The 25,657-nt window shown below is 56.7% G+C and carries 22 protein-coding genes and 1 tRNA gene; 5 read left to right on the top strand and 18 right to left on the bottom strand.

The window, feature by feature from the left end; translation table 11 throughout:
- Positions 1 to 281: 281 nt before the first annotated feature.
- The 4 genes from ACR0MQ_RS05180 to ACR0MQ_RS05195 all read left to right on the top strand — a co-directional run bounded on the left by ACR0MQ_RS05180 (position 282) and on the right by ACR0MQ_RS05195 (position 5,442).
- A tRNA-Gly gene (locus ACR0MQ_RS05180) sits at positions 282 to 355 on the top strand.
- 282 nt (positions 356 to 637) lie between these two features.
- Positions 638 to 2,458 carry an ABC transporter transmembrane domain-containing protein gene (locus ACR0MQ_RS05185; protein WP_480606438.1) on the top strand — a complete coding sequence of 607 codons (1,821 nt, stop codon included), beginning with the start codon at positions 638 to 640 and terminating at the stop codon, positions 2,456 to 2,458.
- 158 nt (positions 2,459 to 2,616) lie between these two features.
- On the top strand, positions 2,617 to 4,506 hold the full coding sequence (locus tag ACR0MQ_RS05190; RefSeq protein WP_170472648.1) for an acyl-CoA synthetase: 1,890 nt from the start codon (positions 2,617 to 2,619) through the stop codon (positions 4,504 to 4,506).
- A gap of 12 nt (positions 4,507 to 4,518) precedes the next feature.
- Positions 4,519 to 5,442, top strand: coding sequence for an alpha/beta hydrolase (locus tag ACR0MQ_RS05195; protein ID WP_480606441.1), 924 nt, complete (start codon positions 4,519 to 4,521; stop codon positions 5,440 to 5,442).
- Positions 5,443 to 5,450: 8 nt separating this feature from the next.
- On the opposite strand, the gene ACR0MQ_RS05200 is transcribed toward ACR0MQ_RS05195, so the two are convergent.
- The 15 genes from ACR0MQ_RS05200 to ACR0MQ_RS05270 form a co-directional block, all read right to left on the bottom strand.
- Positions 5,451 to 6,287 carry an alkaline phosphatase family protein gene (locus ACR0MQ_RS05200; protein WP_480606444.1) on the bottom strand — a complete coding sequence of 279 codons (837 nt, stop codon included), beginning with the start codon at positions 6,285 to 6,287 and terminating at the stop codon, positions 5,451 to 5,453.
- A gap of 162 nt (positions 6,288 to 6,449) precedes the next feature.
- Positions 6,450 to 8,087, bottom strand: a complete 1,638-nt coding sequence (locus tag ACR0MQ_RS05205; RefSeq protein ID WP_480606447.1) for an ABC transporter ATP-binding protein — start codon at positions 8,085 to 8,087, stop codon at positions 6,450 to 6,452.
- Positions 8,084 to 8,899, bottom strand: coding sequence for an ABC transporter permease (locus tag ACR0MQ_RS05210; protein WP_480606725.1), 816 nt, complete (start codon positions 8,897 to 8,899; stop codon positions 8,084 to 8,086). The genes ACR0MQ_RS05205 and ACR0MQ_RS05210 overlap by 4 nt, the downstream gene beginning before the upstream one ends.
- Positions 8,899 to 9,855 (bottom strand): ABC transporter permease, encoded by a 957-nt coding sequence (locus ACR0MQ_RS05215; protein WP_170772885.1) that lies wholly within the window; start codon positions 9,853 to 9,855, stop codon positions 8,899 to 8,901. The genes ACR0MQ_RS05210 and ACR0MQ_RS05215 overlap by 1 nt, the downstream gene beginning before the upstream one ends.
- Before the next feature lie 15 nt (positions 9,856 to 9,870).
- A complete protein-coding gene (locus ACR0MQ_RS05220; protein WP_170472636.1) occupies positions 9,871 to 11,457 on the bottom strand; it encodes an ABC transporter substrate-binding protein in 1,587 nt (528 codons plus the stop codon).
- Between the two features lie 124 nt (positions 11,458 to 11,581).
- On the bottom strand, positions 11,582 to 13,576 hold the full coding sequence (locus tag ACR0MQ_RS05225) for a CocE/NonD family hydrolase (RefSeq protein WP_480606450.1): 1,995 nt from the start codon (positions 13,574 to 13,576) through the stop codon (positions 11,582 to 11,584).
- Between the two features lie 44 nt (positions 13,577 to 13,620).
- Complete coding sequence (locus ACR0MQ_RS05230) at positions 13,621 to 14,724, bottom strand: DUF4147 domain-containing protein (RefSeq protein WP_170772889.1); 1,104 nt, start codon at positions 14,722 to 14,724, stop codon at positions 13,621 to 13,623.
- Positions 14,724 to 15,161: a D-aminoacyl-tRNA deacylase gene (gene dtd, locus ACR0MQ_RS05235; RefSeq protein ID WP_170772891.1), complete on the bottom strand. Its 438-nt coding sequence runs from the start codon at positions 15,159 to 15,161 to the stop codon at positions 14,724 to 14,726. Before dtd ends, ACR0MQ_RS05230 begins: the two co-directional genes overlap by 1 nt.
- A 22-nt stretch (positions 15,162 to 15,183) precedes the next feature.
- Positions 15,184 to 15,867: a nitroreductase gene (locus tag ACR0MQ_RS05240; RefSeq protein ID WP_170772893.1), complete on the bottom strand. Its 684-nt coding sequence runs from the start codon at positions 15,865 to 15,867 to the stop codon at positions 15,184 to 15,186.
- Between the two features lie 30 nt (positions 15,868 to 15,897).
- Positions 15,898 to 16,989: a TFIIB-type zinc finger domain-containing protein gene (locus ACR0MQ_RS05245; protein ID WP_170772895.1), complete on the bottom strand. Its 1,092-nt coding sequence runs from the start codon at positions 16,987 to 16,989 to the stop codon at positions 15,898 to 15,900.
- Between the two features lie 35 nt (positions 16,990 to 17,024).
- Positions 17,025 to 18,173, bottom strand: coding sequence for an SPFH domain-containing protein (locus ACR0MQ_RS05250; RefSeq protein ID WP_170472619.1), 1,149 nt, complete (start codon positions 18,171 to 18,173; stop codon positions 17,025 to 17,027).
- Between the two features lie 22 nt (positions 18,174 to 18,195).
- Positions 18,196 to 19,167, bottom strand: a complete 972-nt coding sequence (locus ACR0MQ_RS05255; protein ID WP_170772899.1) for a DUF2927 domain-containing protein — start codon at positions 19,165 to 19,167, stop codon at positions 18,196 to 18,198.
- A complete protein-coding gene (locus tag ACR0MQ_RS05260; RefSeq protein WP_480606456.1) occupies positions 19,167 to 20,357 on the bottom strand; it encodes a toxic anion resistance protein in 1,191 nt (396 codons plus the stop codon). The genes ACR0MQ_RS05255 and ACR0MQ_RS05260 overlap by 1 nt, the downstream gene beginning before the upstream one ends.
- A gap of 29 nt (positions 20,358 to 20,386) precedes the next feature.
- Positions 20,387 to 21,301, bottom strand: coding sequence for a 5-bromo-4-chloroindolyl phosphate hydrolysis family protein (locus ACR0MQ_RS05265; protein WP_480606459.1), 915 nt, complete (start codon positions 21,299 to 21,301; stop codon positions 20,387 to 20,389).
- A 175-nt stretch (positions 21,302 to 21,476) separates the two neighbouring features.
- A complete protein-coding gene (locus ACR0MQ_RS05270) occupies positions 21,477 to 22,355 on the bottom strand; it encodes a pseudouridine synthase (RefSeq protein ID WP_480606462.1) in 879 nt (292 codons plus the stop codon).
- On the opposite strand from ACR0MQ_RS05270, the gene ACR0MQ_RS05275 reads away from it, so the two are divergent.
- The gene (locus ACR0MQ_RS05275; RefSeq protein WP_480606465.1) at positions 22,354 to 22,803 is read left to right on the top strand and encodes a nucleoside deaminase; all 450 of its coding nucleotides are present in this window, start codon (positions 22,354 to 22,356) and stop codon (positions 22,801 to 22,803) included. The two genes, ACR0MQ_RS05270 and ACR0MQ_RS05275, sit on opposite strands and share 2 nt — an antisense overlap.
- Positions 22,804 to 22,807: 4 nt before the next feature.
- Here the strand turns inward: ACR0MQ_RS05275 and ACR0MQ_RS05280 are convergent, their stop codons facing one another.
- Genes ACR0MQ_RS05280 through ACR0MQ_RS05290 form a run of 3 tightly spaced genes read right to left on the bottom strand, consistent with a single transcriptional unit; the run spans position 22,808 to position 25,640 of the window.
- Positions 22,808 to 23,776 (bottom strand): adenylate/guanylate cyclase domain-containing protein, encoded by a 969-nt coding sequence (locus ACR0MQ_RS05280; protein WP_480606467.1) that lies wholly within the window; start codon positions 23,774 to 23,776, stop codon positions 22,808 to 22,810.
- Positions 23,773 to 24,948, bottom strand: a complete 1,176-nt coding sequence (locus ACR0MQ_RS05285) for a M24 family metallopeptidase (protein WP_480606468.1) — start codon at positions 24,946 to 24,948, stop codon at positions 23,773 to 23,775. Before ACR0MQ_RS05285 ends, ACR0MQ_RS05280 begins: the two co-directional genes overlap by 4 nt.
- Positions 24,948 to 25,640, bottom strand: coding sequence for a metal-dependent hydrolase (locus tag ACR0MQ_RS05290; protein WP_480455641.1), 693 nt, complete (start codon positions 25,638 to 25,640; stop codon positions 24,948 to 24,950). The genes ACR0MQ_RS05285 and ACR0MQ_RS05290 overlap by 1 nt, the downstream gene beginning before the upstream one ends.
- Positions 25,641 to 25,657: the final 17 nt, after the last annotated feature.

Below are 25,657 nucleotides of genomic sequence, written 5' to 3' on the forward strand. Positions count from 1 at the left end.
TCCATTGCATTCAAGGAATAAGTCTCGTCCGCGGGGGTATCTTTCGCACCCATAGCGAACGGTAGGTTCGACGGGCCGCAGTGCAGCGACCGAGTGTGGTGGTCAACAGCCGGTTTGGACCTGTTGTGCCATGACTAGAGATGCATTCTTTCCTGATGTCGAATTGGATCATCGATGTTTTAATAGCAAACAAAACTACCGGAAGGTTGAATTGTTTTCTTACTCTCGGGTGGTTCCACTTGACCTCCATATTCACATGAAATAGGAGGTGCTGTACTTGAGCGGGCGTTGTGTAGTGGTAAGACCTTAGCCTTCCAAGCTAATGACGCGGGTTCGATTCCCGCCGCCCGCTCCAAGAAATCCCTTCCGACACATGACCTACAAAATCAGAAGAGATTTCTCCTTAAATATTTAATAAAAAACAAAATAATTTGAATTAAAGCGTTTGTCTTCCAAGCTAATGACGCGGGTTCGATTCACGCCGCCCGCTCCAGTTCTTTCCCCATGCCAGTTGCGTCAAATGGCCCTTATCGGGCTGCAAATCTCTGCCTTCAGCTTGACCATAACCGTCGCTGCCGCCAAGAAGCAGTGATTGACGCCCGTTTTGGGGCGAATGACCACAACGTAAGGGCCAGACATGGCAAATTCACGCTCCGCCAGTCCAGCGAACAAACCGGCTTCGGGCACTCAGGAAGAGCGCGCGGGATCCAGAAAAATAGGTGTTCTGGCATCGTTGTGGCCCTTCATGGAGCCTTACCGATTACTGATGATTGGCGCGACACTTGCGTTGATTTTGACGGCGAGTATGACGCTGACGCTGCCGCTGGCAGTACGCCGGGTCGTTGACAATTTTCGCATCGAAGATGGCGAGTTGCTGGATTGGTACTTTCTGGCAGCTCTTGGTATTGCAGGCATTCTCGCGATCGGGACGGGTATTCGCTATGCGTTGGTGACGCGGCTGGGCGAGCGTGTTGTCGCTGACATCCGGAAGGCTGTCTTCGATCGCGTGATTGGTATGAGCCCCGAGTTCTATGAACGGATAATGACTGGAGAGGTGCTCAGCCGGATCACGACCGATACAACGCTGATCCAATCGGTTCTGGGATCATCGGTATCGATCGCGTTGCGCAACATGCTGATGTTTGTTGGCGGGCTGATTTTGATGTTGCTGACATCGGCCAAATTGACAGCCATGGTCTTGCTGCTAATCCCCGCGGTGATCGTGCCTATACTGGTTCTGGGCCGCAGATTGCGGACCATCAGCCGGGAAAATCAGGACTGGATCGCGGCGTCTTCTGGCAATGCAGGTGAGGCGCTTGGGGCGGTGCAAACTGTACAGGCCTTCACCCATGAACAAGCCAGCCGTGCGCAATTTGGCGAAATGACAGAAACTTCGTACGAAGTTTCTCTGCGCCGTATTCAGACCCGTGCGGTCCTTACTGTGATCGTAATTTTCCTGGTGTTTTCTGGTATCGTCGGCGTGCTGTGGATGGGTGCGAATGACGTGCGCAATGGAGCGATGACCGAAGGTGTTCTGATCCAATTCGTGATCTACTCGATCATCATGGCAGGCTCGGTCGCCGCCCTTTCGGAAATCTGGAGCGAACTGCAGCGCGCAGCCGGAGCAACTGAGCGGCTGGTCGAACTTCTGAACGCAGAGGATACGGTTAACGACCCTGCGCAAGCCAAGACGCTGCCAGCTCCGGTGCGGGGCGAGATTCGCTTTGACGACGTGACTTTCCACTATCCCGCACGCCCAGACGTGGTAGCGCTGGATCAGTTTTCACTGCAGATCGCCCCCGGTGAAACCGTTGCCTTTGTCGGACCCTCCGGCGCAGGCAAGACAACCGTGATCCAGATGATCCAGCGGTTCTATGATCCGGATTCTGGGCAGGTAAGCCTCGACGGGCTTGATTTGCGCGAACTAGACCGCAACGATTTTCGCCAGCACATCGCGTTGGTTCCACAGGATCCGGTTATATTCGCCGCATCGGCGCGAGAAAATATTCGTTTTGGCCGTCTGGATGCTTCGGATGCCGAGGTTGAGGCAGCGGCGCGCGCCGCTGCTGCGCATGAATTCATCTCGGCGCTACCTGAGGGCTACGACAGCTTTGTGGGTGAACGCGGCGTGATGCTATCGGGTGGGCAGAAACAGCGCATCGCCATCGCCCGCGCCATTCTGCGCGACGCGCCGGTCCTGCTGCTGGATGAGGCCACCTCGGCACTCGACGCAGAAAGCGAGCGCGCGGTGCAGGGGGCTGTCGATAATATGCGGGCCGGGCGTACCACGCTGATCGTGGCGCACCGTCTGGCGACCGTGAAGAAGGCGGACCGTATTATCGTGCTTGAGGCCGGGCGCATTGTGGCGCAGGGAACGCATGACGATCTGGTGTCGCAGGACGGTTTGTATGCCCGATTGGCGCGCTTGCAGTTCACCGACGGGGTGGCCGCAGAATAAAGTGACGCACCGGCACATCCGGAATCGCCGTTGCGTCATTCTACATTTTCTCACAGCTGATCGCTAAGCCCTTGCTTGCGCGAGTTGAGTTTTGCTTCCATCTTGGAGGCAACGAAAACCCGCGCATGACACGGGAGAGAGATCAGGGGAGGAGCCACATGGCCTTTGTGGGAATCGAAGACAAGGCGCGTATGGAGCAGGAGATGCCATGGGAGGACCGGGATTTGCCCGTGACCTTCCACCAGCTTTTGTCGCGGACGGCGGGCAGGTTCCCGAACCACAAGGCGATCAGCTTTCAGTTGCTATCTGGCCCGACCGACAAAGCAGAGACGCTGACCTGGTCGGAGCTGCTGGGCAAAGTCAATCAGGCGGCCAATCTGTTCCGCTCGCTTGGGATCGGCGAAAAGGATGTGGTGGCCTATGTGCTGCCCAACTGTAACGAGACCTTGGTCACGATGATGGGCGGAGCGGTAGCGGGGATTGTGAATCCGATCAACCCGTTGCTCGAACCCGAACAGATTGCGGCGATCCTGCGCGAGACCAAGGCGAAGGTCGTAGTCACTCTGAAATCCTTCCCCAAGACGGACGTGGCCCAAAAGGTTGAAGAGGCTGTGCGCCACGCACCCGGCGTTCACACGATTCTCGAGATCGACCTGAACCGTTATCTGACGCCGCCAAAATCCTGGCTGGTGCCGTTCCTGCGCCCCAAGATGGGTGACAAGGAAAAGCTGGCCCACGCGACCTATAAGAATTTCATTGCTGAGCTGAACAAGCAGCCAAAAACGCTGACCTTCGAAGACAGCAAGGAAGATCGCGTCGCGTGCTATTTCCACACCGGCGGCACCACGGGTATGCCGAAGGTGGCGCAGCACAAGTATTCCGGTCTGATCTACAACGGCTGGCTGGGGCAGACTCTGCTGTTTGACGAAAACGATGTCATCATGTGCCCGCTACCGATGTTCCACGTTTTTGCGGTGCATGTGATCGTGATGGCGGCTGTATCGTCGGGTGCGCATGTCATATTCCCGACACCTGCAGGGTATCGCGGTGACGGTGTCTTCGACAATTTCTGGAAGCTGATCGAGCGCTGGAAAGTCTCGTTCATTATTACGGTGCCCACCGCGATTTCAGCTAAGATGCAACGCCCGGTGGATGCGGATATCTCATCCGTCAAAACCGCGTTTTCGGGCTCGGCTCCGCTGCCGGTTGAACTCTTCCGCAGGTTCGAAGAGGCCACAGGCGTGACCATCGTCGAAGGATATGGCCTGACAGAAGCCACTTGCCTTGTCTCGTGCAACCCGGTGGATGGAGAGAAAAAGATCGGTTCGATCGGTATTCCGTTCCCATATACAGATGTCAAAATCCTTCAGGACGGGCCAGATGGTCCGACCGAATGCGGTGTCGATCAGGTCGGCGAAATCTGCATCTCGAACCCTGGCGTTTATGCGGGCAACACCTACACCGAGGTCGATAAGAACGTAGATCTCTACCATTTCGACAAGTACCTGCGCACGGGCGATCTGGGCCGTTTTGATGAGGATGGTTATCTTTGGATTACAGGTCGGGCTAAAGACCTGATCATCCGGGGCGGCCACAATATCGACCCCGCCGAAATTGAAGAGGCGCTGCTGGGGCACGAAGCTGTCGCCTTTGCCGGCGCGATCGGTCAACCGGATGCACACGCAGGCGAACTGCCATGTGCGTTTGTTGAACTGGTCGAAGGGGCCTCTACCACGGAAAAAGAGCTGCTGGAGTTCTGTAAGGTTCACGTCCACGAACGCGCTGCACAGCCCAAGCATTTGACCATTCTCGATGAACTGCCGAAAACCGCAGTAGGCAAAGTATTTAAGCCTGATCTGCGCAAGCACGCGATCACGCGTATATACAATGGTGCTCTGGAAGCCGCCGGCGTCGCGGCACGGGTCGTTTCTGTCATCGACGACAAGAAACGCGGGCTCGTCGCGCAGCTTGACGCGAACGGCGCGTCCGAGGACGATGTGGCCAAGGTGCTGGGTTCGTTTACCCGACCGTGGGAGTGGTCTGAATAATTTGGAGGGACAATGGACTATGAACGTCTGATCGACGAAGAGACCTGGGATTTCATCCGGCGTACCGCCGAGAGCTATCCCGATGATACGGTCGAAATGTCCATTGCTGACCAACGTCGGGTCTATGACACGATGTGTCAGGATTTTCGCCAACCGCGACCTCCGGGCGTTGATGTTCAGGACAGGTCCGCCGATGGCGTGCCTGTTCGCGTTTACACTGCCGGTGATCCCACTCGAAATGTGATTTACTTTCACGGCGGTGGGTTCGTCGTGGGCGGTCTGGACAGTCATGACGATGTCTGTGCTGAAATCTGTGTTCAGACTGGCTATCGGATCATCTCTGTCGATTATCGCCTGTGCCCTGAATATGTGCACCCGGCGCAGTTTCAGGACAGTTGGACTGCTGTGAGCTGGGTGGTCCAGGAATATGGCGATCCAATCGTTCTGGCGGGAGACAGTGCAGGCGGTAATCTGGCTGCAACCGTTGCGCATTATGCCCGAGGGCGATTGGACAACGTGCTGGGTCAGGTTCTGATCTATCCTGGTTTGGGCGGTGACATGTCAAAGGGTTCGTATATCGAACATGCAAATGCGCCGCTTTTGACCCTGGACGACATCCGGTTCTACCAAACTGTACGCTGCGGTGGGCCTGCACCGGATAACGATCCCTCATTCGCTCCGTTGCAGGATGATGATTTTTCTGGCCTCCCGCCGACGGTTGTTGTGACGGCTGATTGCGATCCACTGCGGGATGACGGACCGGCCTATTGTAAGCATATAAATGCGGCAGGTGGGTTGGCCCATTGCATTAATGAACCGGGGTTGGTTCATGGGTATCTGCGCGCCCGAACTTCGGTCAGGCGCGCCGCTGACAGCTTTGAGCGTATCTCGGTAGCGATTGAGGCGCTAGGGCAGGGGATCTGGGCTTACGACTAACAAGTGCCTCAGTTCAGGAACGATTTGGCCTTCATAGTATCTGCCACAGGCGCACCGACGCGCTGTAGTATGGTTGGCGCAAGCTGAAGCTGGTCGATCACGGTCTCGGTGTCAGGCCCTTCGGCGTCACCAAAATAGTAAAGAGCCGTTTCCTGCTGTAGCGGGCCGCGCCCGCCATGATGGCCGCGTTCATCTTGGCCATGATCGGCGGTTACGATGACATCGTAGCCAAGCTGCCGCCAACGCGGGATGAATGGTGCCAGCATTTCGTCCATGACGAAACAGGCGTGGTCCATTTCCTCGCAGTCGTGGTAGAAACGGTGCCCCAAACTGTCCAGCGTGCAGGTGTGTAGAATACCGTAATCCAGCCCAAACCGAAGGCAGAGGTTGGTCAGCGTGGCGAACAGATCAACGTCGGATGGCGTCATCTGGTTGGCTTTGCCGTAGCCAGTCATCGAATGGAACCGGCCATGGTTGATGGTCTTGCTGTCAGGCTCGTCATATTCCACATCACGAACGTAGTCGAAGGGGTGACGGTTGAAGAATTGCGACCAGTAGCTATGCGTCACCGCGCCGGTCACACCGCCCGCTTGTCGTACCTGACTGAAGACGTCCTTGTGGGGCAGCCGAAACACGTTGCCATTACCGGTGCAGCCATGCTCTTGCGGTGTGACACCGGTATGGATCGAAGCGTAGCAACTGGCTGATGTCGAAGGCAGGACAGAGCGCAGTTTCCAAACCCGCGCATCGCCGCTGTCGACCCATCCTTCAAGATTGCCAAACAGTCTGCGAAAGTTGCGCCACGGCACACCGTCGAGAATGATCAAAAGCAGTTTGCGGTCCATTGTCCGGCCCTATTCTTTTCGAAGTATTGGTTGTCGCGACCCTAGGGGATTCGCTTGCACGGGGCTGCCCATTTGCGCCCTAAATTGTAAAATCCCGACGTTTGTTTTCAGTCAAACGCCGAGATTTCCAAACATCATGCAATGTTCGGGATAAGTCCGGGACTAGTTGCCCGCACTTTCCATTTTGCGATGGGCGACAACCTCTTCCAGCCAACCCAGATGCATTTCGGGCACCGAGCTGAGCAGCAAATCGGTATAGTCATCGAAGGGTGGGCTCAGCACCTGCGACTTGGGTCCATAGCGGACCACGCGGCCCTGATACATCACCGCAATACTGTCACTGATGGCGCGCACCGTCGCCAGATCGTGGGTGATGAACAGATAGGCCACATCCTCGATTTTCTGCAAGTCCAGCAGCAATTTGAGGATGCCATCTGCCACAAGTGGATCGAGCGCCGAGGTGACCTCATCACAGATGATCATTTTGGGCTTGGCCGCCAATGAACGCGCGATGCAGACCCGCTGCTTCTGACCACCAGAAAGTTCGGCAGGGTAGCGATCGATGAACTTCTCGCCCAGTTCGATCTCATCCAGAAGTTCTACGATACGCTTGCGTTTCTCAGCACCGCGCATGTTGAAGTAAAACTCCAACGGTCGCCCGATGATCGTACCGACTGTTTGCCGCGGATTCATCGCGACATCCGCCATCTGATAGATCATCTGCAACTCGCGCAGATCTTCAAGTGAACGGCCCTTCAAGTCGGGGCTAAGTTTCCGACCGGCAAAGGTGATCTCGCCATCACGCGGCGGCAGCAACCCGGTGATCACACGGGCCAGCGTCGACTTGCCTGAGCCGGATTCACCCACCACAGCCAATGTCTGCCCTGGATGAAGCTCAACATTGACGTTGTGAAGAACGTCGAAGTTCAAGCCTTTGTAGCGCGCGGTAACACCATCGACGCTCAGCACCGGGTCCGCAGTGGGCTGCTTTTCTTCGTGTTCAATCGAGCGAACCGAAACCAGCGCCTGAGTATACTCTTCTTGCGGATTGTTGATGATCTGATCGGTGTTTCCATACTCGACCGTATTGCCCATCCGCAGCACCATGATGTCGTCGCTGACTTGTGCGACAACTGCAAGGTCATGCGTGATGTACAACGCAGCGACACCTGTATCGGCGATGGCCTCCTTGATGGCCATCAGGACGTCGATCTGAGTGGTCACGTCCAAGGCCGTGGTAGGTTCGTCGAACACAACTAGATCTGGTTCAGGGCACAACGCCAGCGCTGTCATGCAGCGTTGCAACTGACCGCCCGAAACCTGGTGCGGGTATCGATCACCGATATTGTCCGGATCGGGCAGGCCTAGCTTGGCGAACAATTCGCGCGCGCGGGCCTCGGCCTCTTTACGTGAGAATTTCTTATGTTCGACTGCAGCTTCGACCACCTGATCCATGATCTTTTTGGCGGGGTTGAACGAAGCGGCTGCTGATTGCGAGACATAAGACACCTCGCCGCCGCGCAGGTTGCGGATATCACCCAGCGCTGACTTCATGATGTCACGGCCGTTGACCCAAACCTCGCCACCGGTGATCTTAACGCCGCCCCGGCCATAGGCCATCGAGGCCAGACCGATGGTCGATTTGCCAGCTCCGGATTCACCGATCAACCCCAACACCTTGCCGGGCGCGAGGTCGAAGCTGACCCCGTGCACGATTTCGATATCATGGGGTTTTTCACCCGGCGGATAGACGGTCGCGCCGATCTTGAGGTCGCGGACCTTGAGAAGGGTATCACTCATCCTCGGCCTCCTTTCAGCGATGTGGTACGGTTCAGAACCCAGTCAGCAACAAGGTTGACCGAGATCGCTAGCGTGGCGATGGCCACTGCAGGGTAGAGCGCGGCGCCAATACCGTAGACGATGCCGTCCTTATTCTCTTTCACGATGCCGCCCCAATCCGCCAAGGGCGGCTGGACGCCAAGGCCCAGAAACGAAAGCGTCGAGATGAACAGGACCATAAAGATGAACCGCAGACCGAACTCGGCCACCAGAGGCGATAGAGCGTTCGGCAGGATTTCCCGGAAAATGATCCACCTGCGTCCTTCACCGCGCAGTTTGGCGGCTTCGACGTAGTCCATCACGTTGATATCCACGGCGACAGATCGCGACAGACGATATGGTCGGGTCGCATCCAACAGGCCCATCACAAGGATCAGGATCGGAACGGTTACCGGAACGATTGCCAGAACAACCAGCGCCAGGATCAGCGTAGGGATCGACATGATCAGATCGACCGTCCGGCTAAGCGCCTGATCGGCCCATCCGCCCAAAACTGCAGCAAGTAGGCCCAATGACGTTCCCGTCAGAAAGCTGAGAAGTGTTGCAGCTGCGGCAATGAAGATTGTTGTGCGCCCGCCATAGATCATGCGGGTTAGCAGATCGCGGCCGATATTGTCCGTGCCCAGCAGATGCTCGGAGCTACTCGGCTCCCAAACGTCGCCGACCACTTCTGCCATTCCATAAGGCGCGATCAAGGGCGCGGCGATCGCCACAAAGAAATAGGCGCCGGTGAACATAAGGCCAATCAGTGCCGAAAGAGGAATGTTCTTTATCATTTCGGATGCCTCAGTCTTGGGTTGGCAAGGATCGACACGATATCCGCGACCATGTTCAGGCCGATATACACGGCTGCAAACACCACACCGCAGGCCAGAACAACAGGCACGTCACGCTTTGTCACGGCATCTACGAGGTACTGCCCCATACCGGGATAGACGAAGACAACCTCGACCACTACGACACCTACGACCAGATAGGCCAGGTTCAGCATGACTACGTTCACAATAGGTGAAATCGCGTTGGGAAAGGCATGCCGGGCGATAACCTGAAAGGTGCTCAAACCTTTTAGTTCAGCCGTTTCAATATAGGCGGATTGCATAAGATTAAGAATGGCAGCGCGTGTCATGCGCATCATCTGCGCCAGGACCACCAGCGTCAGTACGAAGGCTGGCAAAGCAATGGCATTTAGCTTTTGCCCAAACGACATTGAATCGTTGACCATCGCTAGCGAGGAGAACCAGCCCAGTTTCACTGAGATGTAGTAGATCACCACGTAGCCGATCAGAAATTCCGGTATCGAAACCGTTGTGAGCGTGATGGCAGAGATCAGTTTATCCGGCCAGCGGTTGCGATAACGCACGGCCAGAAGTCCAAGAAAGATTGCAAGTGGAACGGAAACGATGGCAGCGACGCATGCCAGAAACAGTGTATTTCCAAGGCGTTTTCCAATGCTCTCAGAAATATCCAGCTTGTTTGTCAAGGATTGGCCAAGATCGCCCTGAAAAATGCCTCCCAGCCATTCGAAATAGCGGGTCAGGGCAGGGCGGTTCAAACCCATCTCTTCGCGCAGGTTAGCAAGGGCCTCTGGGGTTGCGGACTGCCCCAGGACGGCTTGCGCGGCGTCTCCGGGAAGGGCTTCGGTCAGGCCAAAAATCAAGGCCGAAGCGCCGAGCAGCAATAGGAATCCCAGCGCTAGGCGCTGGGAAACCAATTTGATGATAGGATGCATTATCCGTTGCCCGTATTAGACGAACCACATTTTGCGGGACATGTTGCCGTTCATCATTTCTTGTGTGGGATCAGATTCCCAGCCGTCCAGCTGGTTGCTGACGCCTTCAACAAAGTCGTTGAACATCGGGCAGATCAGGCCGCCTTCGTCGCGAATCATCATGCCCATCTGGCTGTAGATGCCCTTGCGCTTTTCTGCATCCAGCTCGGCACGGGCCGAGAAGAGCAGGTCGTCAAAGGCTTGGACCTTGAACCGTGTGTCATTCCAGTCCGCAGTAGACAGGTACGCGGTCGTGTACATCTGATCCTGTACAGGACGTCCACCCCAGTACGAGGCGCAGAAGGGCTGTACATTCCAAACCTCGGACCAGTAGCCATCGTTTGGCTCTCGCTTGATCTCAAGTGGGATACCAGCCTGCGCGGCCGTCTGTTGGAACAGGGCTGCTGCATCCACGGCACCCGGGAAGGCACCATCCGCGACGCGCATAATGATAGGCGAGCCGTCATGGCCGGACTTCTTATAGTGTTCCGCTGCTTTTTCGACGCTGAACTCCCGCTGTGGAATGGTTTCGTCGAACAGCGGATAAGCGGCGTTAATCGGCATGTCGTTTCCGATTGAGCCGTATCCCCGCAGAACCTTGTCTACCAGATCCGGACGGTTAATCGCGTGTTTCAAGGCCAGACGCAGCTCGTTGTTGTCGAACGGAGCCGTGTCGCAGTGCATGATAAACACATAGTGTCCGCGGCCGGCGGTTGAGTGTACCGTCAGGTTGGGCGCACGTCCCAGAAGATCGGCAACTTTCGGTTCAACACGGTTGACCGCGTGGACCTGACCGGATTGCAGCGCGGCGGTTCGAGCTGTCGCATCGTTGATAACAACGACTTCGACGCTGTCGAAATTGCCGTAGTCACTGTTCCAGTGGTTCTCATTCTTTGTGAACAGGTGCCGTACACCCGGTTCGTCCACTTCAAGTTTGTATGGGCCGGTACCGATGCCCGCGCCTGGGTTGTCCATGCCTCCATCGGGCTGAATGATCAGGTGATAGTCGGCCATCAGATAGGGCAGGTCGGCATTTGGCTCGCTAAGCGTAACCTGGAAATTATCTCCATCGGCCTTCATGGATTCGATACCGCGCATAATGCCGAGCGCACCGGATTTGGAATCCTCGTTCGAGTGGCGCTCCATGGTCTTCAGCACGTCTTCACTGGTCATGGTTTTGCCGTTATGGAACTCGACACCTTGGCGCAATTTGAAGGTCCAGACCTTGGCGTCCGAGCTGCCTTCGACACTTTCGGCCAGGCGCGGCTCGATGGTGCCGTCGGGCGCCACTTCGACAAGCTGGTCGCCGAACTGCTTGCCGTTCTGGAACGGGACTGAGCTTGCGTAGGTTGCCGGATCAAGTGAGTTGGTCGATTCACCGCCCTGCAAACCGAATTTCAGATCGCCGCCCTTTTTCGGGCCAGCCGCACGTGCGGCATCGGCAAACATAGTGCTTGCGATTGCGGCTGAGACACCTAGTGCCGCTGCTTTACCCATGAATTCACGGCGGGTCAGCTTTCCAGCCGTGACCTGCTTTGACATGTGAGTGAGTTGTTCGTTCATCCAGAGATCTCCCAGTTGATTGGATGTTCGGTCCATTGTTGGACTTTTTATTGACGCATGAGTCAAAGTAGGGGCAATTCAGGGTGGTGGGCAAGTGAAAATCTTTCGTCTGAAGCTTCAAAACTTACATTTCATTGCGCGGCACCGTGTCTTCGAGCGTTTTTGAATAGACCAATTCGTTATTTTCGAAGGCGCGTATCTCCGCTCGAACAAAAAAGTTCTTATCATCGGACCACATCTCGCAAACGCTTTCGGTGAATAGGAACGATTCACCGCGCTGCTGTTCTTGTGTCCAACGACAATTGCCCCGCGCCGATAGGGGTTTGTCGGGGTGAATCGACCACTTTTCTGTTGCGGTGCTTCCGGTGATCAGCCCATGCGTTTCGTCACGGAGTTTGCCAAAGTCATCCTCGATGATCAGGTGGGTTTCGCCGGTGGTCATATCCAATTCCACACGCCGGGAATTTTGCGTTTCTCGAAGGACACTGACGGGATTCGCAGTTTCTGCATCGGCAGGGGCGAAGTTGTATTCGTTTGATTGACCCGGTGGACGCGTTGGAATGATTATGTCGCCTTCGGTCAGTTGAAGCTCGACAGTTTCCGGCGAAGGCCAGATTAACGGCCAATAGGCGCTCGAGATCGCCACGCGTAAGCGGTGCCCTTTCGGTATTCGATAAGCGATGTGATCCAGGTCCAGTTCTATAGCGTAGGTCTGACCGGGTATTAGGGGGGTGGGATCTGCATGACTGTCGCGGTGCGTCAGATTTAGCACCCCATATGTGATCCGCGTCGAAGCACCGTCCGGGTGTATATGATTCAGCCGAACAGCAATCTGCGCCTGAGGTTTGTCAGCACTCAGGCGGAGCCGAATTTTGGGTGCGCCCACAATCTCGATGTCGGCTGCCAATGGGTCGCTGTCGAAACAGGCTGAAAGCGCGTCGTCCCCCCTCTGGTCCCCAGGCATATCCGGACCTAGCCAAATCGCACAAAACTCGCCGCTTTCAAGACCGCAGGTATGTGGCGATCGGATTGAGGTGTTCAGTGACCCTTCGTGCCCAAGGCCAGCATCGGTCAGTTGCATCGTCAGGGTTGGCAAATGCGATGTCGCGCCTTCATCCTCGGCAATCCAACGTCCTGCGCGCTCTTTGTACCAGCGCGCCGGACGCACACCGTTCATCACATAAGCGCGGTAGTCTGGATCATCTTCGACACCTGTATCCTTTCCCTTTAACCAATGGTCCCACCACCTTAGGGCCTCCTGCAAAAAACCGATGCGAGGTTCAGGAACTGCGAAATGAGGATATTTGTGCACCCAAGGGCCAACAACACCTTTGACCGGCGCGTTCAACTGTTCAACCAGCAATGGCACAGTGTTCTTGTAAGCGTCACCCCAGCCTCCAACCGCCAGGGTGGCCGCTTGAATGGCATCAAATTTCTCGCAGACGGAACCATGGCGCCAATAGGCATCACGTGTTTGGTGGCGCAGCCAGACGGAGGGCAGGAAAGGCTCATTCTCTAACCGATCCAACCACAGCTCACGCCAGTTTGACCGCAGATCAGGGTCCGGAGCACGAGAGGAGTAGGACCACATTGTCGCGCCCCAGCCCAGATTTTCATTCAGCAGGCATCCGCCTTTGTAATGTATGTCATCGGCATACCGGTCCGCGGTCGAACAAAGCGTAATGATTGCCTTCAAAGGCTCGGGCTGCATCGCGGCAACCTGCAATGAGTTGAACCCGCCCCAACTGATACCCATCATCCCGACCGTGCCGCTACACCAGGATTGATCGGCTAGCCATTGGATTACTGCGACGGCATCGTCCAATTCCTGCTGAGTGTATTCATCCTCCATCAACCCTTCGCTGTCACCGTTGCCGCGCATATCTACGCGTACGCAGGCATATCCACGTTTGGCAAACCAAGGATGGGTTAAGGCGTCACGTGCAGTGGTACCGTCGCGTTTGCGATATGGCAGATGTTCCACAATGGCAGGAACCGGGTCTTCGCCCGCATCGATCGGGCGCCAGATCCGGGCTGAAAGGCGGCAGCCATCTGGCATGGTGATACCCATATCAGGGATTTCTTCGATCTCGCGAAGTGCGTTGGAGGGCGGTGCCATATCTCTGAACTCCTGACCGATAGCAACCGGGCCAAGATGTCAGATCAATTCCGTATTGCAATCACCAAGTCCATCACATTGGTCCCTGTAGGCCCCGTAACCAGCAACGCACCTGCTTTGGCTAGGAAGCTGCCGCTATCCGCGTTGTTGAGGTATTCTTGCGCTTCGTCTGACCATGTTTCGCCGGTAACGATAGCACCGGCTGCGTCCGTTGGCCCATCCGTGCCATCTGTTCCACCAACGATCACAGTAATGTCCCGTTGCCCTTCAATTTCGTGCGCCAAAGCCAGCGCTAGGGCCTGATTTCGTCCGCCGCGCCCGGGTTGGTCCGGAAGAACGACGGTTGGCTCTCCTCCAAAAACCATCACGCCTTTGGGCATGTGACGCAGTCGTTCTCCTATGGCGGTCGCGACTGATAGGTAGTCATCGTGCAGTGCCTCCGCGTTGGCGAGGATGTCAAAGCCAGCTTGCTCTGCAGTTTGGGCAGCCGCGTTACGTGCGTGCGCATTTGAAGCGATTATTGAGGTCTGGGCGGCAAAACGCGGCGCATCTGGCAACGCTCCGATGCCGGATCCAATCACGCCCAGGTCGTCTCCGGGGACATCCGAGATCGCCAAAACGGTCACTTTTTTCCCGGGAAAACTGGACAGCAGTCCTCCGCCCTTAATGCGCGATAGTTTGCGCCGCTCAGCATTCATCGTTCTGATATCCAATCCATCGCCAAGCAATCTTTGGTTCAGGGCTTCAAGATCGTCCAGCGAGAACCCGGGCATCAAATCCTCGGCCAGAGAGGACGCGCCGCCAGATACCAGTAGCAACAGACTGCTATCATGTTCCATGCTCTCAACGGTTTCGCGCAATGCCTTTCCCCCGGCCAGACTACGATCATCGGGTACGGGATGAGAGGATTCGATGACATCAACATGCGCTGGCAGGCCATCGCTATGGCCATCTTTGGTAACGACCAACGTGGGGACCGCTCCGAACTGGTTCGCTGCAGCGCGGGCCATCGCACCCGCCGCCTTGCCAACGGCCAGTATCTGGTCTGGCCGTTCCATCGTTTGGATCGCTTCCAACGTCGCGGTGTACCCATCGACAGCCGCCACACCGGCGCTCCAAATATCCTGAATCTGTTGAGAGGCTTGCATCAGCTTTCCATCCAAATTGTCACGGGTCCGTCATTGACCAGTTCTACAGCCATGTCAGCCCCGAATGATCCCGTTTTGACTGGTATGCCCAGTGAGGACAGGTTGCGAACAAACGCTTCATAAAGTCGTTCGCCCTCTGCTGCCGGGGCCGCAGCGGAAAATCCCGGGCGGTTACCGCGTGACGTGTCAGCGGCCAAAGTGAATTGGCTGACTACCAGTGCTGAGCCGCAGATATCCAAGATCGAACGGTTCATTTTACCTGCATCGTCTTTGAAGATGCGAAGCTTTGCGATCTTGTTAGCCAGTTGTTCGGCCTGAGCCTCATCATCCCCTTGCATCGCACAGACCAAAATCATCAACCCCGGACCGGATTGTCCAATCACCGTGCCCTCGACTGTGACAGAGGCACTGGAAATTCTTTGAAGCAGCGCGCGCATCTGCAATTCCTACTCTTGGTGTTTATTCACGCCAATCAACGATATCATCCAGAGCGGCCCGTCCTGTTCTGAAAGAGTTAGCTGGATGGTCTTTATCTGGATATCCGAATGAGATCGCACATAAAACAATCCGGTCATCTGGAATATCGAAATACCGGTGAAGAAACGGACCATAAGCCGCAACCGCCGCCTGAGGGATACTGGCCACACCCAAGGCTTGTGCCGCCAATGCGAATGCTGTCACAAACCCTCCGCAATCCATGGCACCGTATGGGCCCAGCTCGGTGGGGCTGGATAGGATGGCGCAGTGTGGGGCTCCGAATAGAGTGTAGTTTTTCATCATTTGCTGCGCCGAAGCGGTGCGATCACCCTTTTCGACGCCGACCGCTTTGTATAACGCCCAGCCGCATGCGCGCCGACGATCCTGATAGACACCGGAATACCTGGTTGGAAAGGGCAGGTCCGGGTTTGGGCTGGCCTGTTGTGTCTCGCGCTGCAGCGCTTCGCGAAAATGGTCAGTTTCAGTGCCACTGGTGATTGTAAGCTGCCAGGGTTGCGCATTGCACCAGCTTGGAACACGCGTTGCGCTGGTGACGATCTGTTCAATCTGTTCACGGGGAACAGGGTCTGAGCAAAAGGCACGGCACGAGTGGCGCTGAGTTAAAAGAGCGTTCAGAGCGTCAAGGTGCAAGTCAATTTCCCCCATCCAACGCGCTATCTGACACGAGTGTTCTCTTTATTGCTGGCCGGTTGCAACCAGATAACCGACACCAGCAGCAACCAGCAGGCCCAGTACCACAGCGATGGTAATCTTGATCGCCGACCAGGGGCGCTCACCCTGAACGCGCCCGGTTCTGCCATTCACTACAAAGCGATAGGTCTCGCCCCGGTATTTATAGGCTGCCATCCAGACCGGCAGTAGGATATGTTTGAACGTGACATCTCGGACTTCCGTATCGACAGCGTGGATGCGCTGACGATCGCCACCGATATCAAACCGTACATCACGCTCGATCACGCGCGCCATGTGACCGCGCGCCTCCTGATATCCTTCCTGCAATTCGACCGTATAGGCTTCGGCACGGAATCCAGCCAGATATTCGGGCTGATAGGGCTCAAGTGCAGGCAGATCCCAGGGTTCCAGCGCATCCGTATAGGATTTGGGCAGGGATTGTGATGCCAACACCAGAACATCGTCAAAAAACCGCGCCACGCGTCCGGACTTTGGCGACCAGCGCACCTTGGGAACCTGCTGCTGAACGCGCTTTCCATCCCGCATCACGGTTCGAGTTTCGTAATAGACGACACCACGTTCGCCCCGATAACTCGACTTGGTATCGGCATCGAATGTCCAGTAGGGCACGTAGATGCCCTGCATCTTGCGGCCTTTGCGGGCGTATTCCTTCAGCCCATTGGGCGCAAACCACAGTCGCCCCAGCCAATCCCCCATGGCTTGGTGCGCCGAGCGTTCGTCCAGTGCAAAGGGCAACACACCGCGTGGCTTGATATGGCGGCTTACACCGGTATCTGTGACGACAGGTGTCGCACAAAATGGGCACTCTGCGGCGTGTGTGTTCGGGTCAAATTCGACCTGTGCTGCGCAGTTGGGGCAGGTAAGAACATGAGTTTCTTCAATTTCACTATCGGGGAGGCGATCCGCGATGGCCGTGTCGAAATCGAGTTCACGTAAACTGGCCCCTCCCCACGGGCCCGCGCCAATGGCCTCGGAATGACCGCAGTGATCGCAGGTGAGCGTTCCGTCACCGGGATTGAACCGATAATCCGCCCCGCATTGTTCGCAAGGAAAACGGTGTTCGACTTTTGCCATTACAGAATCCTGGTCATGGATAGCCTAATATCGGGTCAGGCGCCCGGTGGCGGCGGTGGCAAGATGGTGAACAACTGCGCCAATTCTTGTACGTCCCCCGCCTTTTTCCAACCGTCCTGACCGGCGGTCCAGACGTGGGTATCACGCGTGATCTCACCGTCGGTTGCCATACGACCCATCTTGGCTTTGGAAAATGGTCCGCTAGTCTGGCCATCCACCGCGATATGCCACACATGCTCGACGGGTGGCGGGGGTGGCGGTGCCGCATGCGCTGACGCTTGCGGTGCAGCGGGGGCGGAACCGCTCCAGGGACCGCTGGGCTGACCCGCTGCCATGTTCGACATTTGCTGCGCCATCGCCATGCCCATCCCCATGCCAAGACCGGCACCCATGCCACCGCCCTGACCGGGGTTATTGGCAGCCGCTGTCATGGCCTCGGCAGCGGAATACTGAGTGAACTTGCCCAGATCGCCCGCCAAACCCATCGAGGTGCGCTTGTCCAGAGCCGCCTCGACCGCAGGTGGGAGCGAGATATTCTCGATATAGAATTCGGGCATACTCAAACCATACCCATCCAGCACCGGTGACACCTCGGCTGCGATCAGTTTTCCCAGATCGGCGGTGTTCGCGGCCATATCGAGAACTGGAATGCCCGAGCCTGCGATGACGCGGCTGAATTCCTGCACGATGATGTTTCTGATCTGAAAGCTGATCTCGTCCATGGTGAATTCACCATCGGTGCCTACGATCTCTACTAGGAATTTCGCCGGGTCCTTGACCCGCACCGTATAGGTGCCAAAGGCCCGGATGCGTGTTGGCCCAAACTCGGGATCGCGCAGCATGATCGGGTTCTTGGTGCCCCATTTCAGGTCATTGAACCGGGTCGTGTTAACGAAGTAAATTTCAGACTTGAACGGAGACTGGAAACCATGATCCCAATGCTGCAGCGTCGTCATGATCGGCATGTTGTTTGTCTCAAGCATGTAGAGTCCGGGCGTGAACACATCCGCCAGCTGCCCCTCATGCACAAACACAGCCGCCTGACCTTCGCGCACTGTCAGCTTGGCACCGTATTTGATCTCGTGGCCCTCACGCTCGAACCGCCAGACCATCGTGTCGCGGGTGTCGTCAACCCAGTGGATGACGTCGATGAATTCGCCGGTCAGAAAATCAAAAATTCCCATTGGATTTCTCCTGTCTTCGGGGTCAGAGCGACTGCCCCATCAATTCGCGTGCAATGATACGGACCACCGGACGTGCCTCGTCAGCGGTCATGCCCGCTTTCAAGCGCGGGTCGTAAAGAATCGTCAGTAGTTTTTCGTCATGGCTGGTGAGCAGGGCGAACTCGTCGTCATCATTGAAGATCGACGGTCGGGCCGATGGGCTGTCATTCGGAAGCCCCAATCCTTGCGCAATCTCTTCATGAACGCAGCTCAGGCGCACCAGATCGGGATGTTCTGCCCGTATCAGGGCAACAGCCCGGGTATAAGTCTGAGGCGCGCTGTTCGATGCCGACGCAAACACAAAACAATAGAAAGACCGCGGCAGTTTGTCGAAGAGATCAAGCTGCGCCTGTCCTATGCCGGGGATCAGTTGTCGCAACCGGGCTTGTACATAGGCGGTATCATCTTCACCCGCCACGAATACGTGAAAGTTCGCATTCCGGGTGGTGGTCGAGATCGGATGTCGAGTCAGCCGCGACAAACGGTTGGCATAGGCGTCAATTCGGGCAGTCTCTTGCTGGCGAACGTTTGGCGCGACTGAGGGTCCGAATTCGGGTTTGATGCGTACGGGTGACGACCAGCGACTTAACTGTCGGCTGGTTCTTCTGCTACCGCTCGAGACAGCCTCCCCCGGATATTCATTATAAAACGCAATGGTTTCGAAATTCCGTGCGAGGTCATCGGCGTCGTAGGGCGTATCCGGCCCACCACCATCGGTGCGCAACAGCCCGCGCGTCAGCAGGTTGTTTTGAACGCTTTCATAGTACCGCGCGAGGTCGAGGCTGGCGGGCGAAGGGGGCTGATAGGCATTGCTCAAGCCCTGAGGTTGCTCCGGGCGGGGTTCCGGAGCGATGGACGTCGTCAAGGCCTCTTCGCAGCCAGCTAATGCCAGCAGCGAAACTACCAATGCTACATTCCTAGCGCGATGTAATGGCCGCACGCCCGCTGTTTCCATTATCCGGGGACAGCCGTTCCGGCATTGTCACCGATCCCGTCCTGTCGCGCTTTGGCCGAGGCGAGCGTGTCGCGCAACTCGGCCTCCATCTTCTTCAATTCTTCCTCGGCGGCGGCGCGCTTGGCTTTGCCTTCGTCCGCAATGGCGAGGCTTTCGTTGATCGTACCGATCAGGTCAGCGTTGGCCTGTTTGACGGCTTCGATGTCGAAGACACCACGCTCCATCTCTTCGCGGATCATCTTGTTAGACTCGCGCAGGTTGGCCGCGTTCGAGGTCAGCAGCTCGTTGGTCAGATCATTGGCATCACGTACTGCGGCTGCAGCTTCAGCACTGCGCTGGATGGTTACCGCTTGTGCCAGCTGGGTTTCCCAAAGCGGCACGGTGTTGACGAGGGTTGAATTGATCTTGGTCACCAGCGACTTATCGTTTTCCTGCACCAAGCGGATAGAGGGCAGCGACTGCATCGTCACCTGACGGGTCAGCTTGAGGTCGTGGACCCGGCGTTCCAGATCGTCACGTGCGGCGCGCAGGTCGCGCAATTCCTGCGCCTTCATCACCTGCTGGTCTTCGGGTGCGGCCTGAATCTCGGCCTCTTTTTCGGGAATGTCATGGCTGTCTAGTTCGGTCAGCTTCTCCTCACCCGCAGCGATGTAAAGCGCGAGTTCATCGTAGAATTCCAGCGTCTTTTCATACAGCAGATCCAGAGACTTGATATCTTTCAGCAAGGTGTGCTCATGGCCCAAGAGGTCGTCTGTGATCCGGTCGATCTGGCTTTGAACGTCCTCATACTGCGCCGTGAACTTGGCAAAGGGTGCTGCGCGGCCTAGCAGTTTTTCCCACCAGCTACGCTCGCGGCGAATGTCTAATTCGCTGACAGAGAAACCTCTGATCGTCGTTACGATATTGCGAAGGCTGTCTCCTGCCGGGCCCACATCCTTATTGCGGACATCGGCCAGCATCGCCTGACTGATCTCCTGCAATTCCGCCTGTGCGGATGATCCAAATGACACGATCGAGTTTGTGTCGCCCATGTCAATCTCACCCATCCGCTTGCGGATTTCGGCGCCAACCGGTTCGTCGGCGTCTTCAAGCGGCACAATCTCAGCCTGCGGCTCAGGGAGGGCGACGGCGGTGACTTCTTGCACCAGCGTTTCAGCCTCGACTGCCTTGTTCTTGATCTCATCGGACATGGGGTAATCCTCGCTTACATAAAAGCCGGTCAATCCAACCGGACGCCTTCGCGCTGCAGCCGGTCACGCAGCACATCAATTTCAACCGTCAGATCACTGCGGTCATCCAATAGCATCTTTCGCGTCCGCGCCGCGAAATTCTGTTCGAGATCGTCCAGCAGGGCTGAATAATCTGCCAGCGCCTGCGCATCGCGGGTACGAGCATAGACGTCCGAGAACTTCACCGTCGCATCGCGTGCGCCCTGCAAGTAAACCGTCAGATATTTCCGCGCGCCCGCCAGATCACGTGGGTCTTCTTCGACCGTTCGGAACAAATCGCGGGCGGTATCTTGAAACCGCTCGACACGCGCTTCGATCCGACGGTCTCCGGCGCGTTTGATCGCGTCTGTCATTTGGGTCAGGTGAGATTCCGCATCCTCAACAACGCGCGCCACGCGATCTTGTTGGAAGGTGTCGATGCCTTCCATACCTTTGTCTTTCAAGGGGTCGATGCCAAAGGACACCGAATGTAATGCAGTGGCAACAACCCCAAACAGAACCGGTGCCAACAGGCTGGCCTGAACTGCGGTTTCTGCGTCTAGAAACTCTGTTCGATATGCGGCCAATGCCGTGCCCAGCCCAGTCAGGACGCTTGAGAAGATTTTGCGGGGGAAGGCCGGGCGGCGGGCGGTACGTTTGGCATTGTATGCAGATTCCGCTCGCAGCCCTTCGCGCAGCAAGAATGCGGCGGCGGTCAGCAGACCTGCAGCGATCAAACCAATTGTCATTCCGATAGCGCCGTCGTTCAGTGACAGGAATGCCAACGGAATTGCGGGCACAAATAGGAGGTTCGCGCGTGCACCCGCCGGTTCGACCCGAGCTCCGTCAAACTGTCCACGAGAGGGTTGATCTTGGTCTGACGACGCACCCTGAGGGCTGAATTTCCCACCGAACCTTTTGGCCATGCCCTTACAAGCCCCCAAGCACGCCAGTACAGACGCCGAACAACAGCACCAACAGCGCTGCATACGCCAATTTTTGTACTCCGGTCCCGGACATGGTGCCCCCAAACTGTCGCTATCACAGAAAATTTAGGCGATGCGATGGCTTGGCGCTAGGGGGAAGGTTACTTAAGCCGCGTCACTTGCGAAGTTTCTTGCCGATTGTCGGCCTTTTGCGCTGAGGCCGGGCAGGGCGTTTGACGGTTGGCTTGCCGCTTTCTTCACCGTCCATCCCCAGCTGGTCACGCATAACACGCCGACGAATCTCTTCAACCTCACCGGATTTCAGGTCACCAAGCTGAAACGGGCCATAAGAAATCCGCAAAAGCCGGTTTACCGCATAGCCGATATCTTCGATTGCTCGGCGAATCTCGCGGTTCTTGCCTTCGCGCAGACCGATGGTTAGCCAGGCGTTGGCACCCTGTTGGCGGTCCAATGTAACGGTCATGGGCTGAAACCGTTCCCCGTCTATGACCAATCCCTTGCGAAGGGGTGCAAAATCTTCGTCCTTGGGGCGCCCGTTAACCCGCACCCGGTATTTGCGCAGCCATCCGGTGGCGGGCAGTTCAAGCTTGCGCTTGATGCCGCCATCATTGGTGAGCAGCAGCAACCCTTCCGAATTCAGGTCGAGCCGTCCGACACTCATGACCCTCGGCATATCCTCTGGCAGATCGTCGAAGATCGTCTTGCGTCCCTTTTCATCACGCGCCGTCGTCACAAGGCCTGGAGGCTTGTGATAGAGCCATAGGCGAGATGGCTCGGGCTCGGACACGGGTTTGCCATCGACAGTGATCCTGTCCTTGGCCGTCACGTTCAGCGCTGGGCTACTGATGGGTTTGCCATTCACGGTCACACGACCGGCTTTGATCATGCGTTCAGCCTCGCGACGCGAGGCGACACCGGCGCGGGCAAGCACTTTGGCGATCCGATCGCCGGGAGGAGGGGTATTGGTCATCCCCCGCCCATAGCCTATCCCGGCGGCTTGCGAAAGCCGGGTTTCTGGGGCAGTCAGAGGCATGGAGTTCCGATCTCACATGAAACTGGCGCTGGAACAGGCGCAGGCGGCGGCAGACCGGGGGGAGGTGCCCGTGGGTGCTGTAATTATCGGACCGGACGGTCAGGTGGTTGCCGCTGAAGGTAATCGGACGCGCGAGTTGAACGATCCCACCGCCCATGCCGAGATATTGGTGCTGCGCGCCGCCTGTGCACAGGCCGGATCGGAGCGGCTGCCGGATCACGATGTATATGTGACGCTGGAACCCTGTGCCATGTGTGCGGCAGCACTGGCTGCCGCGCGTATCCGGCGTGTGTACTACGGTGCATCCGATCCGAAATCAGGCGGCGTCGCCCACGGCGCGCGGGTATTTTCGCACCCGCAGGCACATCATGCCCCTGAAATCTATGATGGGATCGGTGCCGAAGAGGCCGAGCGATTGCTCAAGGATTTTTTCGCGGGACGGCGTTAGCGCGCTACCAACTCAGATTATAGATCGTGTGATCGCCGGGCAGACCTTTCAGTGAAACTGATCTTGGTGTGCCAAAGGTCAACCCATCTTGCCCGTCCACTAAAAGCTGGGTTGCGTCGGACAAACGGACCTCACCCGGTGCTGCTGAGGCCGCGATCCGGGCGGCTTTGTTCACTACCGTACCGAAGAAATCGTCATCGGTCTGGATCACATCCCCCGTATGTATGCCGACGCGAATCTGCAGCGTTGGCTCGGCCACTTCGCTGGCGTTGCGCCGCTGCAGGTCGACTGCGGCCATCAGTGCCGCCCGCGCCGACGAGAAGCTGGACATGGTTCCATCCCCCAGCGACTTTACCAGCGTTCCGCTCTGAGCCTCAATGACGTCACGAGCCAATTCAAAGTGTTTTTGGACCGCATCGGTCCAGATCCGGGCCCCCAGCTTGTCGGCAATAGCCGATGAATTGACGATGTCAGTGAACATAACCGAAGCCATGCCCTCGCGCTGATCCTGACGAAACCCGTCGCGTGCGGCTGCTACCAGCGCGTCCAAGGCTTTGTGCTCGATACCGATTTTTTCCATGTTAGGGATCGGATTGGACACGTGGCAGTGCACCATCTTCCACACACCGTCTTCGAGATGCAGGATGAAGGTGAACCTGTGCAACATTGCTTTTTGGTTCGTGGCAAAGCGAAGCGTTGCAACGCAATGGGCCCAACCAACTGTACCGCATTCAAATGCCTCTAGGCTGTGTTCTTCCCAACTGTAGTCGGGAATTTCGGCCACATGATCAGGGAAACCCTTTCGGAATAGCGAGCCTGACCAAATCTCCCCATCCGCTGAGCCTTGATATCGCAGGTACTCAGACGTCGACAGCATGTTGTAGAGCGCTGCTCCATCTTTGGTTCGAACAGCGTCATTCCAGCGTCGCACCACCGCGATTAACTCTGGCGATGGGCGAATAGACTGATTCATTTGGATTTTACCACAAGCTCCCGAGGGATGTCCGCCAAAGGCTGGCCACCATTGGCGGTAACCAAAAAGCTCTCGGTGATCGCCAGTCCCCAATCCGAAGTCCAGAGCCCAGGCATCAAATGGAAGGTCATATTTTCCTGAAGTTCGGTCGTGTCACCCGGCCGCAGGCTCATGGTGCGTTCACCCCAATCGGGAGGGTAACTTAATCCGATCGGATAGCCGGTGCGGTTGGCTTTGACATATCCGGCGCGGGCGAAACTCTCGTAGACACAGTTCGCGACCTCTTCGCAAGTTGTGCCCGGACGCGCCGCGCTCAAGGCATCATCGATGGCCCTGAGCACAGCAGCCTCAGCGCGGCGAATATCTTCCGGAGGATCACCCAGAAACAGGCTGCGACTGGCCGGGCAATGATAACGGCGATAGCACCCTGAGATTTCAAAGTAAGTTGCCTCATCCCGTGTTAAGGGTCTGTCGTTCCAGGTGATGTGCGAGGCAGACGCCTCGGTACCTGAGGGGGCGATTGGAACGATTGCGGGATAGTCCCCGGCCAGTCCCGGTAATCCGGCGATGCCTGCAGCCTGAACTTCGGCAACCAGTTGGTTTTTTGGCAGTCCTTCGCGGAATGCATCGCGCAACACCTGATGCATATGGGCGGTAAGCCGCCCTGCTTTTCGCATCATTTCGACTTCGGCGTCGCTTTTGACCGCGCGCTGCCAGTTTACCAGGCCAGTGGCATCCAAAATCGCAGCGTCTCCGAATGCGTTCTGCAGTATGCGATGACTGGCGGCAGAGTAATAGTAGTTGTCCATTTCGACACCCAGTGCCGAAGTCCATCCGCGGTCCCGCAAAAGTTTGGCGAGGGAATCGACGGGATGGTGGTCGGGGTGTTGAACGTGCTCTTCAGGCCAGTCCAGAAGATCAGATACATCCATCCATGTGGTCTGCGCTGCACCAGCCTTGTCCTGCGTGCGCCCCCACCATAGTGGAGAACCCTCCGCTGGCAGGATGACCATCTGGGGTACATAAAAACTCCACCCGTCGTAACCGGTAAGCCACGCCATGTTCGATGGGTCGGTTATCAGCAGGGTTTCGATCCCCTGCTGTTCCATTGCTGCGCGGGTCTTCGCGATACGGTCGGCAAATTCCTGGGCGCTGAAATCTGTGGCGGGCATCAGAGAGAAATCGCTTTCATCACTTCGGGTTCGATCACATCGACGCCCGGCAGGCCGTCAATCAGGGCCTGAGCTGATTGTTCGAGAATCGGAAAGGTTTGGTAGTGGCACGGAATAATCGTTTTGAAGTCAAAGTACCTTTTGGCCGCGTAGGCCGCGCCTTTCATGTCCATGGTAAAGTGACCGCCAGCGGATAGGATGCCGATATCGGGTTTGTAGTATTCCCCCATCCAATCCATATCCGCCATGATATCGGTATCGCCAGAGACATACACCATTCTGCCCTCGGTTGAGATCATATACCCGACTTCGGTCCCACCGGTACGCAATCCGTCGGGGGTTGAAAAGGTCGAGCTGTGCGAGGCTGGGACCATAGATACCTTGATGCCGCTAAGGTCAACTGTGCCGCCTTTATTGAAACCAACTGTTTCGATCCCTTCCGCCTCGGCCCAATAGCCCATCAGATCGTACTGTCCCACGACGGGAACATTCAGATGTTTGGCCAGTGGCAATACATCAACGACATGATCGAAATGGGTATGGGTCAGCAGGATATGGGTTGCACCCGCCACCGCCGCATCATGCTGATCTTCTGGCAATGACGGGTTCCCCGTCAGCCAGGGATCGACCAGCAGGACCTGCCCCGATGTTTCGATGCGAAAGCTGCCATGTCCCAGCCAAATAATATCCATAGTGAACCCTCCCAAAT

The organism is Ruegeria sp. AN6, from assembly GCF_056540425.1.